The organism is Roseovarius sp. EL26, assembly GCF_900327775.1.
GTDB lineage: Bacteria > Pseudomonadota > Alphaproteobacteria > Rhodobacterales > Rhodobacteraceae > Roseovarius.
In genome coordinates, this window is record NZ_OUMZ01000007.1 from 628580 (window position 1) to 642781 (window position 14202).

The following is a 14202-nucleotide window of genomic DNA, read 5'->3' on the forward strand; positions in this document are numbered from 1 at the left end:
CATTCGACCTATTAAACAGCTAGGTCATGAATTTTTTCTGGTAATTTCTGTTTAATGCGTTATTGAGGCGGCGTTATCAATTTCCGGTCACCATTCCGGGGATTTTGTATTTGGTTTTAGAGTGAGTAAAAAAATGGATCTCAAGACTTTGTTTAAAACTACAGCCTGTGCTGTGGCAATTTCCTGCTCAGCAGTGGGCGCACAGGCGGCAACAATCAGCTTTGACTTGCAAGGAAATGATGGCGGACGTTTCAGCAGCTTGCCATCGGAGTTTTCACTGACACAGGGCGGATTAACGGCAACGTTTGATGCGCGTTCTTTCAGTTCTGCGACGCAGGCGAACGGTATTGTGACATCTGGCACCGTGCAAGATGGCCATATTGGCCGTTACTACGGCGGTGCAGGCGTTGTGAACTCTTCTTCTGACGGGAGCCATACCGTCGACGGACGTGGATGGGATGATTTTGTTGAGATCACGTTTTCAGCTATGGTTGAGATCAAAGAAATCTCGTTCGGATATTACGATGGATACGATAACTTTCGGATTCTGACGGATGCGTCTGGAGATGGCGAGATCGGAGTTGGTGATGCCTATGGCAGCAACGTAAATGTCAGCCAAAACAGCCCGTATACCGGTTTTAATGGCTTGCTTACGAATGTTTTTGCAGTTGCAGCTTTCGGCGATTACGACTCGTGGAAGTTGAAGTCGATTACAGTAGAGTATGACGACACCCCGCCACCTGCAGTTATTCCGCTGCCAGCCGCGGGCTGGCTGTTATTGGGTGCATTTGGTGGAATGGCGGCGCTTCGCCGAAAGCGCTGAAAACTGCTCACTTTTTAGATTATGATTTAGCGGGGAGTTGTTGAACTCGCCCGCTAATTGCAATGATGCGATTCTAAATTCCCTGACGTATTTAGGGAATTCTTAGGTGTTAAATATTGTGGAAAGCACCCATAGGTAATGATCGTTTCCGATTTGCAGTAAATTGCCGTTCTTTGGTTGTATTGTGCGGAATAAGGCTCTGAAAGAGTGCGAACTTTTACGCAATGTGTTCACAATGTGTCAGGTAGGTGGTGGGATTGTGGTATACTTACCCAGTGCCTTTGGGGAGGCATGGTTTGTACTAATTGGGTGAGTGAATAGATGAAACACTTTAGAGTTTATAAAATGTTAGCGAGTATCGTGGGTTTAAGTTGCGCCGCAGTTGGTGCACAAGCGGCCACCATAACCTTTGATTTGCAGGGCAAAGATGGGAGCTATTATAGCCTGCCATCCTCGTTCTCTTTGACCGAGGGGGGGGGTAACCGCGACGTTTGATGGTAAATCGTTTTCCTCGGTTTCTGGTGACAATATCGGGGCGGGCACGATTCAAACGGCGTCGATTGTGGATAGCCGTATTGGGCGCTACGGAGGTGGCGCGGGGGTGTCGAACTCCAGGCGCGACAGCCATACCGTTGATGGAACCGGATACAAGGATTTCATCCAGATTACGTTTTCTGCGATGGTGAAAATCAAAAATATCTCGTTTGGATATTATGATGGTTATGATGATTTTCGCGTCCTGACAGATGCTTCTGGTGATGGTAAAATTGGGGTAGGTGACGCCTATAGCGAAGAGTTTAAAGTAACGGAGAATAACCCATTTACTGGTTTTGGCTCTGAGCTGACCAATATTTTCGCTGTTGGCGCATTTGGCGGCAAAACCTGCACTGGGCGCTACTGGTGGAACAAAAGATGCACACCAGGTGATTCATGGAAGCTAGAAACTGTGACTGTGCATTATGATCCCGCAGTTGTTCCATTGCCTGCGGCAGGATGGCTGTTGATCGGTGCGCTCGGGGGGCTTGGTGCGATACGCCGTAAAAAGTCATAAACTACGAACCCTGAAATGAAAAAGGGCGGCCGATTGGCCGCCCTTTTTATTATTTGCCCATGTTTAGTCCATGGCTTTGAAGTTGAACTCGCCACCTTCTTTGATGCCCGAGGGCCAGCGCGCCGTCACGGTTTTGGTTCGAGTGTAGAACTTGAACGAGTCTGGGCCGTGCTGGTTCAGATCGCCGAACATTGACTTTTTCCAGCCACCAAACGTGTGATAGGCCAGCGGCACAGGGATCGGCACGTTGATACCGACCATGCCGATGTTGATCCGGCTGGCAAAGTCACGTGCTGTATCGCCATCGCGGGTATAGATCGCAGTGCCGTTGCCGTATTCGTGGTCCATCGCTAGGCCGATTGCTTCCTCGTAAGAACCTGCGCGGACACAGGACAGGACGGGGCCAAAGATCTCGGTCTTGTAGATGTCCATATCGGTCGTGACGTGGTCAAACAGGTGTGGACCAACAAAGAAGCCATTTTCATAGCCTTGAAGCGAAAAGTCGCGATTATCAACAACCAGCTCAGCGCCTTGATCAACGCCCGTTTGGATCAGGCCCATGATACGCTCTTTGGCTTCGCGGGTAACAACTGGACCGTAGTCAACATCGTCACCATCTGTGTATGGTGCGACGCGCAGTTTTTCGATGCGTGGAACCAGCTTTTCGATCAACTTGTCAGCCGTTTCTTCACCAACAGGAACAGCAACTGAGATCGCCATGCAGCGTTCGCCTGCCGCGCCAAAACCAGCACCGATCAGCGCATCAGCGGCTTGATCCAAATCAGCGTCAGGCATAATGATCAGGTGGTTTTTAGCGCCTCCAAAACACTGTGCACGTTTGCCGTTGGCGGTGGCACGGGAGTAGATGTATTGCGCGATCGGAGTGGACCCAACGAAGGATACACCTTGGATGATTTCGCTATCCAGCAACGTATCAACGGCCTCTTTGTCGCCATTCACGACCTGGAATAGCCCAGCAGGCAGGCCCGCTTCGACAAACAGTTCTGCCAGCATCAGTGGCACAGATGGGTCACGCTCGGATGGTTTTAAAACCACCGCGTTGCCGCAAGCCAGCGCCGGGCCAACGTGCCACAGCGGCATCATCGCAGGAAAGTTGAAGGGCATGATTGACGCAACAACTCCAAGCGGCTGTTTCATCGAGTATATGTCGATGGCGGGACCTGCGTTGTCAGTGTATTCGCCCTTCAACATCTGCGGTGCGCCGATGCAGTATTCGATCACTTCAAGACCGCGCTGCAGATCGCCTTTGGCATCTGGGATGGTTTTGCCGTGCTCGCGAGACAAGGCCTCGGCCAGCTTGTCCATGTCGCGGTTCATCAGGCCAACCATGGCCATCATGACACGGGCGCGTTTTTGTGGGTTCAGTAGGCCCCAAGCGGGTTGCGCGGCGGCGGCATCTTCGATGGCCTTGGTGGTTTCATCTACGCTGGCCATAGGGCATTGCGACTGAACTTCGCCAGTGGCTGGGTTGAATACGTCGGCGAAACGACCCGAAGTGCCTTTGGTTTGCTGACCATTCAGGAAGTGTGTGAGCTCTTGCATGGGATCCTCCATTAAACTTTGCCCGTATCTACCATTGCAAATTTATATGGAAAACAGGCAATATGACAAAAGCACCCTGCAAAAATGCAAAGGCTTGAAAATGGACGCACATTGGGATGATCTGAAGATCTTTTTGGCGGTGGCCCGCAGTGAAAGCCTGTCGCGGGCGGGCAGGGCGTTGAAAATCGACCCAGCCACAGTCGGGCGGAGAGTTGCGCGGCTCGAAGATGATATGAATGCTCCGCTTTTTGCAAAATCTCCAACAGGTTATGCGCTGACAGATTCCGGACAAAGACTGATGGGCCACGCCGAGCGGATGGAGCAGGCGATGATCGAGGCAACCGAAGAAATGGCCGGAAAAACCGGTGGGCTGACGGGGCAAATCAGAATTGGCGCCCCAGATGGGTCGGCAAACTTCCTGCTGCCAAAGGTCTGCGCTGAAATTGGCCGCGCCAACCCTGATCTTGAAATTCAAATCGTCGCCCTGCCACGGGTGTTCAACCTGACCCGACGCGAGGCGGACATGGTTGTTGCTGTCAGCCCACCAACTGCTGGACGAAGGTTAACGGTGCAGCGGGTGGCGGATTACAAGTTACATCTCGCCGCATCTGAGGAGTATTTGAATCAGCACCCCCCAATAAAGACGTTGGAAGACCTCAAGGGTCACCGGATTATTGGCTATATTCAGGACATGATTTTCGACAAAGAGCTGGATTATCTCAGTGCAACTGGGTTGGAACGTGTGCATCTGGCGTCAAACTCTGTTGCGGTCCAAATCAATTGGGTCAGGCAAGGGTGCGGTTTGGGGGTAGTGCATGATTTTGCAATGCCATGGTTTGATGGACTAAAGAAGATCTTGACCGAGCAGGTGAGTATCACACGCAGTTTCTATTTGGTGCGTCATGCAGATGACAGGCGATTGGAACGCCAAAACCGATTTGCCTCTGCTCTGGTCGATGGGATGCGGCAAGAGGTGGCCCGGTTGGAGGCTCAGACTTGACAGAGCCCCAATGATACCGGAACCTGTTGTTAAGAAATATAATTGCGCAAAGGGGTGGCTCGCATGCTTGTACAACAAATCCTTGGAACAAAGGGCGACAATGCGGTCATTACAGTCAAGCCCGCGACTAAGGTTTCGGAAGCGGCGCAAATTCTTGCAGAACGGCGCATTGGTGTGTTGATGGTTTCCAGCAGTGGTGACACGCCTGATGGTATCCTGTCAGAGCGCGATATCGTCCGCTCTTTAGGGGTCAGAGGGGCCAGTACCCTTAATGAAACTGTCGATCAGATGATGACGCACAATCCTGTTTGCTGCACCCGGCAGGATACATCTGATGTTGTTTTGAAGAAAATGACAGATGGCCGGTTTCGTCACATGCCAGTGGTGGAAGATGGTAAGCTGATTGGTATTGTCACTATAGGTGATGTGGTCAAAGCTCGCATGCAGGAACTGGCGATGGAGAAAGACGCTCTGCAAGGGATGATTATGGGTCACTAGTGGCTCGAAATTATCCGCTCAGCCTGTTCTAAGTCTTGCAATTGGTGGCGCAATATAGTTGCGTCAGCGGCAAGTGAGACGGAGACAGAAAATGCGCATTGGCCTTTATCCTGGTACTTTTGACCCGATTACATTGGGGCATGTAGATATCATACGGCGAGCTTCTGCCTTGGTGGACCGTCTGGTTATCGGCGTGGCGATCAATCGTGACAAGGGGCCGCTTTTTACGCTCGAAGAACGAGTGGCGATGATCGAAGAAGAATGCGCTAAACTCAGCGTGCAGACTGGCACTGAAATTATCGCACATCCGTTTGAAAATCTTTTGATTGATTGCGCGCGCGATGTAGATGCAGGTTTGATCATTCGCGGCCTGCGGGCGGTGGCTGATTTCGAATATGAGTTCCAGATGGTTGGTATGAACCGGGTTCTGGATAGCAGTGTTGAGACAGTGTTTTTGATGGCAGACGCGGGACATCAGGCGATTGCATCTAAATTAGTCAAAGAAATCGCGCGTCTTGGCGGTGATATCTCCAAGTTTGTCACGCCGCCGGTCAAAGATGCGCTAATTGAGCGATTTATCTAAACCGCATCAACGCCAGAAGGCGAGCCATTCCACCAGATCAATAAATTTACTGCCGAGAAAAACGGTATTTGCCCAATCGAACACGATGGCATCAATGCCAAGAGCGATAACGATAATGCTTATCAGAGCAACGGCGACGTGGTTGGTCATTTGGACTATCCAAAAGAAAAGGTCCCATCGGGTATGCCCGACGGGACCTTGAAGTGCAAGAATTTGATTATTAACCAAGTTTTCCCATTGCGACGGCCACATCGGCCATCCGGCATGAGAAGCCCCACTCATTATCATACCACGCCAGAATGCGCACTAAACGGCCGCCAATGACTTTGGTTTGCTCTGGCGCAAAGACAGAACTTTCTTCGGTGTGGTTGAAGTCGATGCTGACTTTGGGCTCTGGATCGTAGCCCAGTACACCTTTGAGCGGGCCCGCTGCGGCTTCGGCAACAAGTGTGTTCACTTCTGCTTCAGTCACGTCTTTTTGTGCAACAAATGTCAGGTCAACCGCAGAGACATTGGCGGTTGGAACGCGAATGGCAGAGCCGTCTAGCTTACCTTTGAGCGCCGGCATAACCTCACCCAAAGCTTTGGCAGCACCGGTGGAGGTTGGGATCATCGACATTGCGGCAGCGCGCGCGCGGTACAGGTCTTTGTGGCGACGGTCCAGCGTGGGTTGGTCGCCGGTGTAGGCGTGGATTGTAGTCATGATGCCGGATTCAATGCCGATCCCTTCGTGCAGGACCTTGGCGACTGGAGCCAAACAGTTGGTGGTGCAGGACCCATTTGAGATCATGGTCTCACCGGCGAGCATTTCGTTGTCGTTGACGCCAAACACAACGGTACGGTCAACGTTTTTACCGGGGGCAGAAAGCAATACCTTTTTGGCGCCACGTTCCAGATGTTTCTTGGCTTTTTCACCATCGTTGAACTGGCCGGTGCATTCCAAAACCACATCAACGCCAGACCAGTCCAGTTCATCCATGTTGTAGGTAGAATACATTTGCATCGGGCCTTTGCCCAAATCCATGGAGCCTTTGCCCAATGTGATCTCGTTTGGAAAACGGCCATGGACGCTGTCATATTTAATCAGATGCGCTGCGGTCTCAAGCGGGCCTGTCGCGTTGACCTTGACGACTTCGATATCGTCGCGGGCGCTGGTTGCAATATGGGCGAGGGTGCAGCGGCCGATGCGGCCAAAGCCGTTGATGCCAACTTTGATGGTCATATGCGTCTTCTCCTGAACGGGCGGTTTGGCTGCGGTATAAAAGGGCTGCAGGTTAGGTGAAAGCGTAAAACGCCCATTTTTCTGAGTGGTAGCGATAACTTTGATCACAAATGATGCCGTTTGTGACAATGGTGCCCCGTTGAACCGCTTGCACCCCGTGCGTTCAGGCTTCACATTAAGGCAACGTATGAGTGGACTAAGGATACAGCCATGAGCGGATTGCTGGCTTTGTTGGATGATGTGGCTGGGATTGCCAAGGTGGCGGCGGCGTCGGTGGATGATGTGGCGGCGCAGGCTTTGAAGGCGGGGTCTAAGGCGGCTGGGGCGGTGATTGATGATGCCGCGGTGACGCCGAAATATGTGCAAGGATTTGCGCCGAAACGAGAGTTGCCGATTGTTTGGCGTATCACCAAAGGATCTTTTAAAAACAAGCTCTTATTCCTCTTACCTGCTGCACTTTTACTGTCAGAATTTGCCCCTTGGATGATTGCGCCACTACTGCTTTTGGGCGGGGCGTACCTGTGTTTTGAGGGGGCAGAAAAGATCGCGCATGTGCTTTTTCCACACGAAAAACATGAGGAAAAACAATCGGATAAGACAGTCGACCTCGCGCATTTGGAAGAGGAAAAAGCCAAAGGTGCGATTAAAACCGACTTTATTTTGTCAGCTGAGATCATGACGATCACGCTTTCAGCCATTCCACCCACCAACATCTGGATGCAAACTGCAGTGCTGGCGGCGGTGGCCATCGGGATCACGGTGATCGTCTATGGATCAGTCGCGCTGATCGTGAAGGCCGATGACGTCGGGTTGTATCTGGCCAATAATGGTCGACTTGGCCTGACCAAATCCTTGGGGCGTGGCATTGTAAGAGTGATGCCCAAGTTTTTGAAATTGCTTATGATTGTTGGAACGGCTGCAATGCTGTGGGTCGGCGGATCAATCATTGTGCATAGTCTTGAGGTCATGGGCTATGGCTGGCTGGGGCACCACATTCACGACTGGGCCGCTGCGGTTGGGCACATGGTGCCCGCAGCTTATACGGGGTTCACCGAGTGGTTCGCCAAGGCGGCCATGGATGGCGTGCTGGGGCTGGCGATTGGCTTTGCCCTGATCCCGGTGGTGACAAAAGTGATCGTGCCGATGTGGAGCGCGGTGAGCGGGAAAAAGGCGGCACATTGAACCAAATTTGCGTACAGCCTGTACAGGTTGTACGTGGGTTATGTACGCAAATTCGGGTTTGTGGGTTTGGGCCGGGGAATGGTGGGTTCGCACCCACCCTACGGGAATACGTTATCGGGATTTTCAGAATGATAGGGTAACGTGGGCGATATGTCTTGCGCGCCCATCCCATTCCCACGGGGATGGGCGCAGGGATACGGTGGCGTTGGCTGGATTGCGGCACCAGCGTTGGCGCATTTGAAGCGAGACCCGGCGGTGCCGGGCAGAGTAACGCGTTATTTCTGGGGCCGTCACTTTTGGGGCCGAGGGTATTTCTCGATCGCCAACGGTGCTATCACTGAGAACGTCGTACTTCAGTATCTGGAACGGCATATCAAAAATCCTATCGACGCCAGTCGGTAGTGGTTTAGTATAAGTAAAAAGTACGATTTAAATACATATCCTAACTCATAAGCTATCTATGGTGAGCGTTTTGCAAATGACGGGACAGAAATGAAACCAGTTTCAAAAACGGTCATCGCAGGAATAGCCGCGTTATCACTTTCTTTGATATTAGGTTTATCCGAAGTTGCTAACGCGGCTGATGAAACAGATATAAATGATTGTAATGCGTGGCAAGATGAGGGATTTTGCAGCGCATACCGGGTGACAATGCGACTCACGGAAAGCATCATAACAGGTAAAGATCGAGGCGCTGATGTAATAATAATGATAGGGGTCGCGAATGAGGCCGATCTTGCTATCAGATATTATACGACATTCAAACTTATAGAGGCTTTGATCGAAAGTCGCGAAGGTACTCTTGATAGTCAAGATTACCAATATTTTAAAAACAGACTTATACTACAGTTATTTGAGTATCACCATAGCTTTGAAGATAATGCTAGGGCACAAGCATATCTGGTATACCTCATGTTTTTTGTTGACCCAGTTGGCACTCTACCCAGGGGCGATCTTATTGCAGAATACAAAGGGCGAAATGGGCCTGATTTTGAATCACCAAGGATACGATGCTTCGTGGAAAACGATCTTCCGTATTTAAGCATGCAACAAGTTGAAGAGACCGAAGTATTCAAGGAATGCATGGGGTAGATACACCTCAAGAACAATTACAATAATACAACTGGACAGGTAGCTATGAGCGCGAGTGAGAGCAACTCCATCACAAAAGTGGCTGAGGGTTTATGTCAGATACGCTGACTAATGATCAGATCGATATCTTAAATCAGGCTGCAAATATAAACGGAATAGAGCTTAACAGCCTTGAACGGGGTAACCCCCCGTTTTTAATGGGGCTCAGCCGTAGAATTCACGCGGCTATTTTTAGTTTCACGGCGGGTGTTATGCCGCCAATGCCGATGTTGGGTCGGCCGTTGCTGTATATCCAGAGCCTTTCGGTTGCTTGGGCGTAGGGATACGGTGGCGTTGGCTGGATTGCGGCATCAGCGTTGGCGTATTTGAGGCGAGGCCGGGCGGTGCCGGGCAGAGCAACGTTTTATTTCTACCCGGCTAGTCGCTCAGTAATTATTCGGATTGCCGCTGACCACGACGCCAGAGCCATCGACAGCGCCGTCTTTATAGAGGGTCACAGCGTTGCCGCTGATTTTCAGATCCCAGCAGTTTTCGGGATCAGTGCCGTATTGAAAGCACATGCCGTGATCGGTGGCTTTCCATTTGCCGCCGTAGCCGTCGCCTTTGATACTGCCGTCAGCCGCATAGTATTCTGAGAAGGTGCCGGTCAGCATACCGCCCAGATAGGTGTGATCGCTCATCGCGGCGGTGATATCAGCCTTGGAAGCGAAATCACCAGCCAGAAGAGAGGTGGCGGAGGTCATCAGGACAAGGCCTGCTGTCAGGAGTTGGGTGCGCATCATCTGGTCTTTCTCTCATATAGGTAAATCTGGCGCGACCGTATTGGGATTGGGGGCAATTGCCAGAGCTGCGAGAGAGAGGAATGGTCACGACCGCTCAACAAAACGAGAGGTATGCGGCCCAAAAGGACAGGGCGACCCTAAGGCCGCCCTGATGTAGAATTCAGCTGGTCAAAATGACTTAGCTGAGCATTTCTTTGACTTTTGTCACTGTGGCCTCGGCCGTGATGCCGAACTGTTGGTACAGCTCGCCCGCGGGGGCGGAGGCGCCGAAGCCCGACATGCCGATAAAGGCAGCTTTGGCTTCGCGGCCGCGTTCACCCAAGAGCCAACGATCCCAGCCGCCGTCGCGCATGGCAGCCTCAATCCCGACACGGACCGGGCCGGCGGGCAGAACTTTGCGGCGGTAAGATTCGTCCTGTGCGGCGAACAGCTCCATACATGGCATAGAGACAACCCGTGTGCCGATGCCTTCGGCTTGCAGCAGGTCGCGGGCTTTCATCGCAATCTCAACCTCGGACCCGGTGGCGATCAGGATAGCCTGACGTTTGCCCTCGGAATCCGCCAGCACATAAGCGCCTTGCTCTGTCAGGTTGCGCGCCTTGTAGTCGGTGCGCAGGGTGGGCAGGCCTTGACGGGTCAGCGAGAGAACTGATGGGGTTTCTTTGGTGGTGAAGGCCAGTTCCCATGCCTCGGCTGTTTCCACGGTGTCACAGGGGCGGAAGACCCATGTGTTTGGCGTGGCGCGCGAGATTGCCAGATGTTCGACCGGCTGGTGGGTTGGGCCATCTTCGCCGAGGCCGATGCTGTCATGTGTCATGACAAACACGGTTGGCACCCGCATCAGGGCCGCCAGACGCATGGAGGGGCGGGCGTAGTCGGTAAAGCACATGAACGTGCCGCCGTAAGGGCGGATGCCGCCGTGCAGCGCCATGCCATTCATTGCCGCGGCCATGCCGTGTTCACGAATGCCCCAGTGGACATAGCGGCCTTTGCGGTTGTCGGTGTCAAACACGGTCATGTCGCCGGATTTGGTATTATTCGAGCCCGAGAGATCAGCCGAGCCGCCAACGGTTTCGGACAAGATCGGGTTGATCACATCCAGCGCCATTTCACTGGACTTACGCGTGGCAACCTTGGGGGCTTCATCGGCGATGCGGCGTTTGAACGCGCGGATCTGCGGGGCAAGGCGGGCAGGGACATCGCCTGCAAAGATGCGGGTGAATTCAGCCTGACGACGCTCAGATTTCTCTGACAGGCGGGTTTCCCATGCCTGACGCTCTGTCGCGCCGCGGCTGCCGATGGCTTCCCATGCGGATTTCACATCTGCGGGCACCTCAAACGGTCCGCCGGTCCAGCCGTATGCGGCTTTTGCGGCTTTAAGCTGGGCATCATCAGTCAGTGCGCCGTGACCTTTGGAGGTATCCTGAGCGGCGTGACCCAAAGCGATGTGGGTTTTGCAGGCGATCATGGATGGTTTGTTCGCCTTTTTGGCGGCCGTGATGGCGGCGTCGATGGCTTCGGGGTCGTGGCCGTCGATTTCCTGAACGTGCCAGCCGGACGCTTTGAAGCGTTTGACCTGATCGGTGCGGTCAGCCAGATCAACAGTGCCATCAATGGTGATGTTGTTGTTATCCCAGAACACGACCAATTTACCCAAAGCGTGGCGGCCAGCGAGGGTGATGGCCTCTTGGCTGACGCCTTCCATCAGGCAGCCGTCGCCGGCGATCACGTATGTGTAGTGATCTTGCAGTTTGCGGCTGTAACGCGCACGCAGGATTTCTTCGGCCATGGCGAAACCAACGGCGTTTGAAATCCCCTGACCCAATGGGCCGGTGGTGGTCTCAATGCCTGTTGCGTGGCCATATTCTGGGTGACCTGCGGTGATGGCGCCCCATTGGCGGAAGTTTTTGACCTGCTCAAGGGTCATGTCCTCATAGCCGGTCAGGTGCAGTAGGGAATAGAGTAGCATGGAGCCGTGACCCGCTGACAGGATGAACCGGTCGCGGTCGGGCCAGTTTGGTGCAGAGGCATCAAACTTGAGGTGTTTTTCAAACAAGACGGTCGCAACGTCGGCCATGCCCATGGGCATGCCGGAGTGACCGGAGTTTGCGGCATGGACCGCATCCAGTGTCAGGGCACGAATGGCGGCGGCTTTGGTCCAGTGATCGGGGTTGGCGGTGCGAAGTGCGGCGATATCCACGGGGGTGCGTCCTTTGGCAGTGGAAACTGATAAGGCGCTGCATATCAGCCCAGCGGCAAAGATCAAGCGCAGGAGTGCCGCTTGGGACGTAACGGGACATCGGGGGGCGCATTTTTCGCGGTCTTTGGGTAGAGTTGGGCATAATCCGGCGGGCAGACGATTCGCCGCTGCCGGGACAAGAACGTGAGGGGCTGAGGATTATGAGTGAAATTGATGCGTTGAAACACAGGATTTCCGCCGCGTTAGAGCGGATCACGCAGGGGGTCGAGGCATTGCCAACGACCGTTGCAGCACCTGCCGTGGACCATTCTTCCGTGGACCATGAGGAATTGGAACGACTACAGGCTGATCTTGAACGGCTGGCCTCTGAGAACATAGCGCTGACAAAGCAGGTCGAGCACCTAGAAACGGCCAAGGCCGAGGCCGAGGCCCGCACTGACGTTGCACGGGCAGAGGCGCAAACCAGTTACCAACATCAAATGACCGCCGTGTCGCGGTTCGATGGCGAATTGCAGTCGCTGCGCGAGGCGAACCGGCAACTGCGCACCAACAATCAGGCGCTGCGTGATGCCAATGCCGCTGGCGTGGGTGAGCCGCATTTGATCAACAAGGGCCTGATGGCGGAGCTGGATGCCCTGCGCGCCGATCGCGCGGCTGAAGAAGCCGAAGCAGGGGCGATCTTAGGCGAGTTGAAAAACGTGCTAGATTATCAAACCGGGGCGTCTGCAGATGCTGAAACATCGGAGGCCATGTAATGCCAGAGATTAATATTGAAATCGGTGGCCGTAGCTTTGAAGTGGCCTGTCAGGAAGGCGAAGAGCATTACCTGCGATCTGCGGCTAAGATGCTGGATGATGAGGCGGCAGTGCTGGCCGCACAGATCGGGCGCATCCCGGAATCGCGGATGCTACTGATGGCGGGGCTGATGTTGGCCGATAAAACAGCCGGGTTTCAGGACAAACTGCGCGAGGCCGAGGACCGGGCGGCAGAGTTGCAAGCTGAGCTGAACCAACTGCGTGCGGCCCCTACGGCTGAGGCGGAGCGGATCGAGGTTGAAGTCGAAGTGCCGGTGATGCCCGAAGGTTTAGCTGAAACAATGGCCGAATTGGCCGCGCAAAGCGAAGCGCTGGCTGAAGCTGTTGAAGCGCGGGTGGCGTCGGAGGGGTAGGACCCCACAAACGCTGGGATATCTATGAGCCGCGCAGCGGCGTGCGCGGGGGGCGATCCAAACATTGGGGATTGCCCCATATCTCTTGCCAAATCCGTCTATTCTTAACGTTGTGATACATCCTCACCCAATCGCCGCGGCGTTGGGGCGCGTCGCCGATGCGCGGCGGGCTACGCCCGCTGTTTCGCGCAGGGAGTGCCCGGTTGCGCGAGCTTCGATTTTCAGTCGGATCTACGAGCTGAATCTGGGAAAAGACCTAACTGCGTTCCTTTGCCGGAGACAACGATGGCATCATCCGGCTTAAGGCTAGCCACGAACTCTTCAGAGGAATTGCAAACACGTTCAAATGAAGAAGCCATCCGATTTACCACAATCGGGTTTTTGCATTCACCAAAGGAATGAAAATAGGCTCTTTCAACAGTAAAGGGCACCTCAATTTCCTGACCGAAAAACGTTGCCGCAATAATCGGCATGCCGTATTTCACTGGGCCTTTGTCAGAGAAAATTCCAAACACATATATCATAAAAGCGAAAGATGCCCCGGAAAGCACCACCAAAGATTTCTCATGAGAAAGGTATTGTTTTCTCCAGCTTCTTAACGATGCAGCGCCGATGGCGCAGATCAGGATGGTACTTAAGTACGCGTCTATCGATGATGCCTTCATCACCCAGCTTGGAGATACGAGGTCTTGAACATCAAAAATAAGATAAAGTAACGAGGGCAAGCCGCAAAGAATAGCATAGAGGCCAATGAATATTCGAAACCAAGCTGGCCCGAATTGACCGCGTTCTAGTGTTGAAACATTTGTTGGCATTATCATTAATAAGTCCAGACGCAATTATAGCTGGTATTATCACCTTTATTGCAATCATTTGTGGATGCAAAGATATTGTTTGCGCAGTTGAAGTAAGTCAGTCGTGATAGTGGTTTGCAATATCCGTGCCGCGTCCGATCTGAAGGGCGTCTAGGCGATGTATTGTATGCGAAGTTTGCGCCCAGTTTGTGACGCTGCTCTATCTTGTAACGCTGCAAAAGCG

The 14202-nt window shown here is 53.1% G+C and carries 16 protein-coding genes; 9 read left to right on the top strand and 7 right to left on the bottom strand.

Annotated elements, in window-relative coordinates:
- Positions 1–133 precede the first annotated feature (133 nt).
- Together D9A02_RS11005 and D9A02_RS11010 are read left to right on the top strand one after the other, a co-directional pair.
- Positions 134–823 carry a VPLPA-CTERM sorting domain-containing protein gene (locus D9A02_RS11005; protein WP_120501012.1) on the top strand — a complete coding sequence of 230 codons (690 nt, stop codon included), beginning with the start codon at positions 134–136 and terminating at the stop codon, positions 821–823.
- 562 nt (positions 824–1385) lie between these two features.
- The gene (locus D9A02_RS11010; protein WP_120501013.1) at positions 1386–1874 is read left to right on the top strand and encodes a VPLPA-CTERM sorting domain-containing protein; all 489 of its coding nucleotides are present in this window, start codon (positions 1386–1388) and stop codon (positions 1872–1874) included.
- Positions 1875–1937: 63 nt separating this feature from the next.
- On the opposite strand, the gene D9A02_RS11015 is transcribed toward D9A02_RS11010, so the two are convergent.
- A complete protein-coding gene (locus tag D9A02_RS11015) occupies positions 1938–3437 on the bottom strand; it encodes a CoA-acylating methylmalonate-semialdehyde dehydrogenase (RefSeq protein ID WP_120501014.1) in 1500 nt (499 codons plus the stop codon).
- Between the two features lie 100 nt (positions 3438–3537).
- Here D9A02_RS11015 and D9A02_RS11020 point away from each other — a divergent pair, with 100 nt between their 5' ends.
- The 3 genes from D9A02_RS11020 (at position 3538) to coaD (ending at position 5518) form a co-directional block, all read left to right on the top strand.
- The gene (locus D9A02_RS11020) at positions 3538–4437 is read left to right on the top strand and encodes a LysR family transcriptional regulator (RefSeq protein WP_120502491.1); all 900 of its coding nucleotides are present in this window, start codon (positions 3538–3540) and stop codon (positions 4435–4437) included.
- Between the two features lie 63 nt (positions 4438–4500).
- Entirely contained in the window at positions 4501–4935 is a 435-nt protein-coding gene (locus D9A02_RS11025; protein ID WP_120501015.1) for a CBS domain-containing protein, read from the top strand.
- A gap of 91 nt (positions 4936–5026) precedes the next feature.
- Positions 5027–5518: a pantetheine-phosphate adenylyltransferase gene (gene coaD, locus D9A02_RS11030; RefSeq protein ID WP_120501016.1), complete on the top strand. Its 492-nt coding sequence runs from the start codon at positions 5027–5029 to the stop codon at positions 5516–5518.
- A gap of 6 nt (positions 5519–5524) precedes the next feature.
- On the opposite strand, the gene D9A02_RS19230 is transcribed toward coaD, so the two are convergent.
- Together D9A02_RS19230 and gap are read right to left on the bottom strand one after the other, a co-directional pair.
- On the bottom strand, positions 5525–5668 hold the full coding sequence (locus tag D9A02_RS19230; protein WP_162933038.1) for a hypothetical protein: 144 nt from the start codon (positions 5666–5668) through the stop codon (positions 5525–5527).
- A 70-nt stretch (positions 5669–5738) separates the two neighbouring features.
- Positions 5739–6740 carry a type I glyceraldehyde-3-phosphate dehydrogenase gene (gene gap, locus D9A02_RS11035; protein WP_120501017.1) on the bottom strand — a complete coding sequence of 334 codons (1002 nt, stop codon included), beginning with the start codon at positions 6738–6740 and terminating at the stop codon, positions 5739–5741.
- Positions 6741–6950: 210 nt separating this feature from the next.
- Here gap and D9A02_RS11040 point away from each other — a divergent pair, with 210 nt between their 5' ends.
- Positions 6951–7922, top strand: a complete 972-nt coding sequence (locus D9A02_RS11040) for a DUF808 domain-containing protein (protein ID WP_120501018.1) — start codon at positions 6951–6953, stop codon at positions 7920–7922.
- Between the two features lie 123 nt (positions 7923–8045).
- Here D9A02_RS11040 and D9A02_RS19565 read toward each other — a convergent pair whose 3' ends face one another.
- Positions 8046–8294: a hypothetical protein gene (locus D9A02_RS19565; protein ID WP_367946748.1), complete on the bottom strand. Its 249-nt coding sequence runs from the start codon at positions 8292–8294 to the stop codon at positions 8046–8048.
- A 120-nt stretch (positions 8295–8414) separates the two neighbouring features.
- Here D9A02_RS19565 and D9A02_RS11050 point away from each other — a divergent pair, with 120 nt between their 5' ends.
- Positions 8415–9014 carry a hypothetical protein gene (locus D9A02_RS11050; RefSeq protein ID WP_120501020.1) on the top strand — a complete coding sequence of 200 codons (600 nt, stop codon included), beginning with the start codon at positions 8415–8417 and terminating at the stop codon, positions 9012–9014.
- 425 nt (positions 9015–9439) lie between these two features.
- On the opposite strand, the gene D9A02_RS11060 is transcribed toward D9A02_RS11050, so the two are convergent.
- The gene (locus D9A02_RS11060; RefSeq protein WP_162933039.1) at positions 9440–9793 is read right to left on the bottom strand and encodes a hypothetical protein; all 354 of its coding nucleotides are present in this window, start codon (positions 9791–9793) and stop codon (positions 9440–9442) included.
- A gap of 181 nt (positions 9794–9974) precedes the next feature.
- Positions 9975–11996, bottom strand: coding sequence for a transketolase (gene tkt, locus D9A02_RS11065; RefSeq protein ID WP_120502492.1), 2022 nt, complete (start codon positions 11994–11996; stop codon positions 9975–9977).
- Between the two features lie 200 nt (positions 11997–12196).
- On the opposite strand from tkt, the gene D9A02_RS11070 reads away from it, so the two are divergent.
- Both D9A02_RS11070 and D9A02_RS11075 read left to right on the top strand, forming a co-directional pair.
- Entirely contained in the window at positions 12197–12751 is a 555-nt protein-coding gene (locus D9A02_RS11070; RefSeq protein WP_120501023.1) for a hypothetical protein, read from the top strand.
- Positions 12751–13164, top strand: coding sequence for a cell division protein ZapA (locus tag D9A02_RS11075; RefSeq protein WP_120501024.1), 414 nt, complete (start codon positions 12751–12753; stop codon positions 13162–13164). The genes D9A02_RS11070 and D9A02_RS11075 overlap by 1 nt, the downstream gene beginning before the upstream one ends.
- Positions 13165–13385: 221 nt before the next feature.
- Here D9A02_RS11075 and D9A02_RS19235 read toward each other — a convergent pair whose 3' ends face one another.
- Positions 13386–13985: a hypothetical protein gene (locus D9A02_RS19235; RefSeq protein ID WP_162933040.1), complete on the bottom strand. Its 600-nt coding sequence runs from the start codon at positions 13983–13985 to the stop codon at positions 13386–13388.
- Positions 13986–14202 lie beyond the last annotated feature (217 nt).

Coding starts and splice junctions, on each gene's coding strand:
- D9A02_RS11005 (WP_120501012.1), top strand. CDS start 134: ATGGATCTCAAGACTTTGTTTAAAACTACAGCCTGTGCTGTGGCAATT.
- D9A02_RS11015 (WP_120501014.1), bottom strand. CDS start 3,437: ATGCAAGAGCTCACACACTTCCTGAATGGTCAGCAAACCAAAGGCACT.
- D9A02_RS11020 (WP_120502491.1), top strand. CDS start 3,538: ATGGACGCACATTGGGATGATCTGAAGATCTTTTTGGCGGTGGCCCGC.
- D9A02_RS11025 (WP_120501015.1), top strand. CDS start 4,501: ATGCTTGTACAACAAATCCTTGGAACAAAGGGCGACAATGCGGTCATT.
- coaD (WP_120501016.1), top strand. CDS start 5,027: ATGCGCATTGGCCTTTATCCTGGTACTTTTGACCCGATTACATTGGGG.
- D9A02_RS19230 (WP_162933038.1), bottom strand. CDS start 5,668: ATGACCAACCACGTCGCCGTTGCTCTGATAAGCATTATCGTTATCGCT.
- gap (WP_120501017.1), bottom strand. CDS start 6,740: ATGACCATCAAAGTTGGCATCAACGGCTTTGGCCGCATCGGCCGCTGC.
- D9A02_RS11040 (WP_120501018.1), top strand. CDS start 6,951: ATGAGCGGATTGCTGGCTTTGTTGGATGATGTGGCTGGGATTGCCAAG.
- D9A02_RS19565 (WP_367946748.1), bottom strand. CDS start 8,294: ATGCCGTTCCAGATACTGAAGTACGACGTTCTCAGTGATAGCACCGTT.
- D9A02_RS11050 (WP_120501020.1), top strand. CDS start 8,415: ATGAAACCAGTTTCAAAAACGGTCATCGCAGGAATAGCCGCGTTATCA.
- D9A02_RS11060 (WP_162933039.1), bottom strand. CDS start 9,793: ATGCGCACCCAACTCCTGACAGCAGGCCTTGTCCTGATGACCTCCGCC.
- D9A02_RS11070 (WP_120501023.1), top strand. CDS start 12,197: ATGAGTGAAATTGATGCGTTGAAACACAGGATTTCCGCCGCGTTAGAG.
- D9A02_RS11075 (WP_120501024.1), top strand. CDS start 12,751: ATGCCAGAGATTAATATTGAAATCGGTGGCCGTAGCTTTGAAGTGGCC.
- D9A02_RS19235 (WP_162933040.1), bottom strand. CDS start 13,985: ATGATAATGCCAACAAATGTTTCAACACTAGAACGCGGTCAATTCGGG.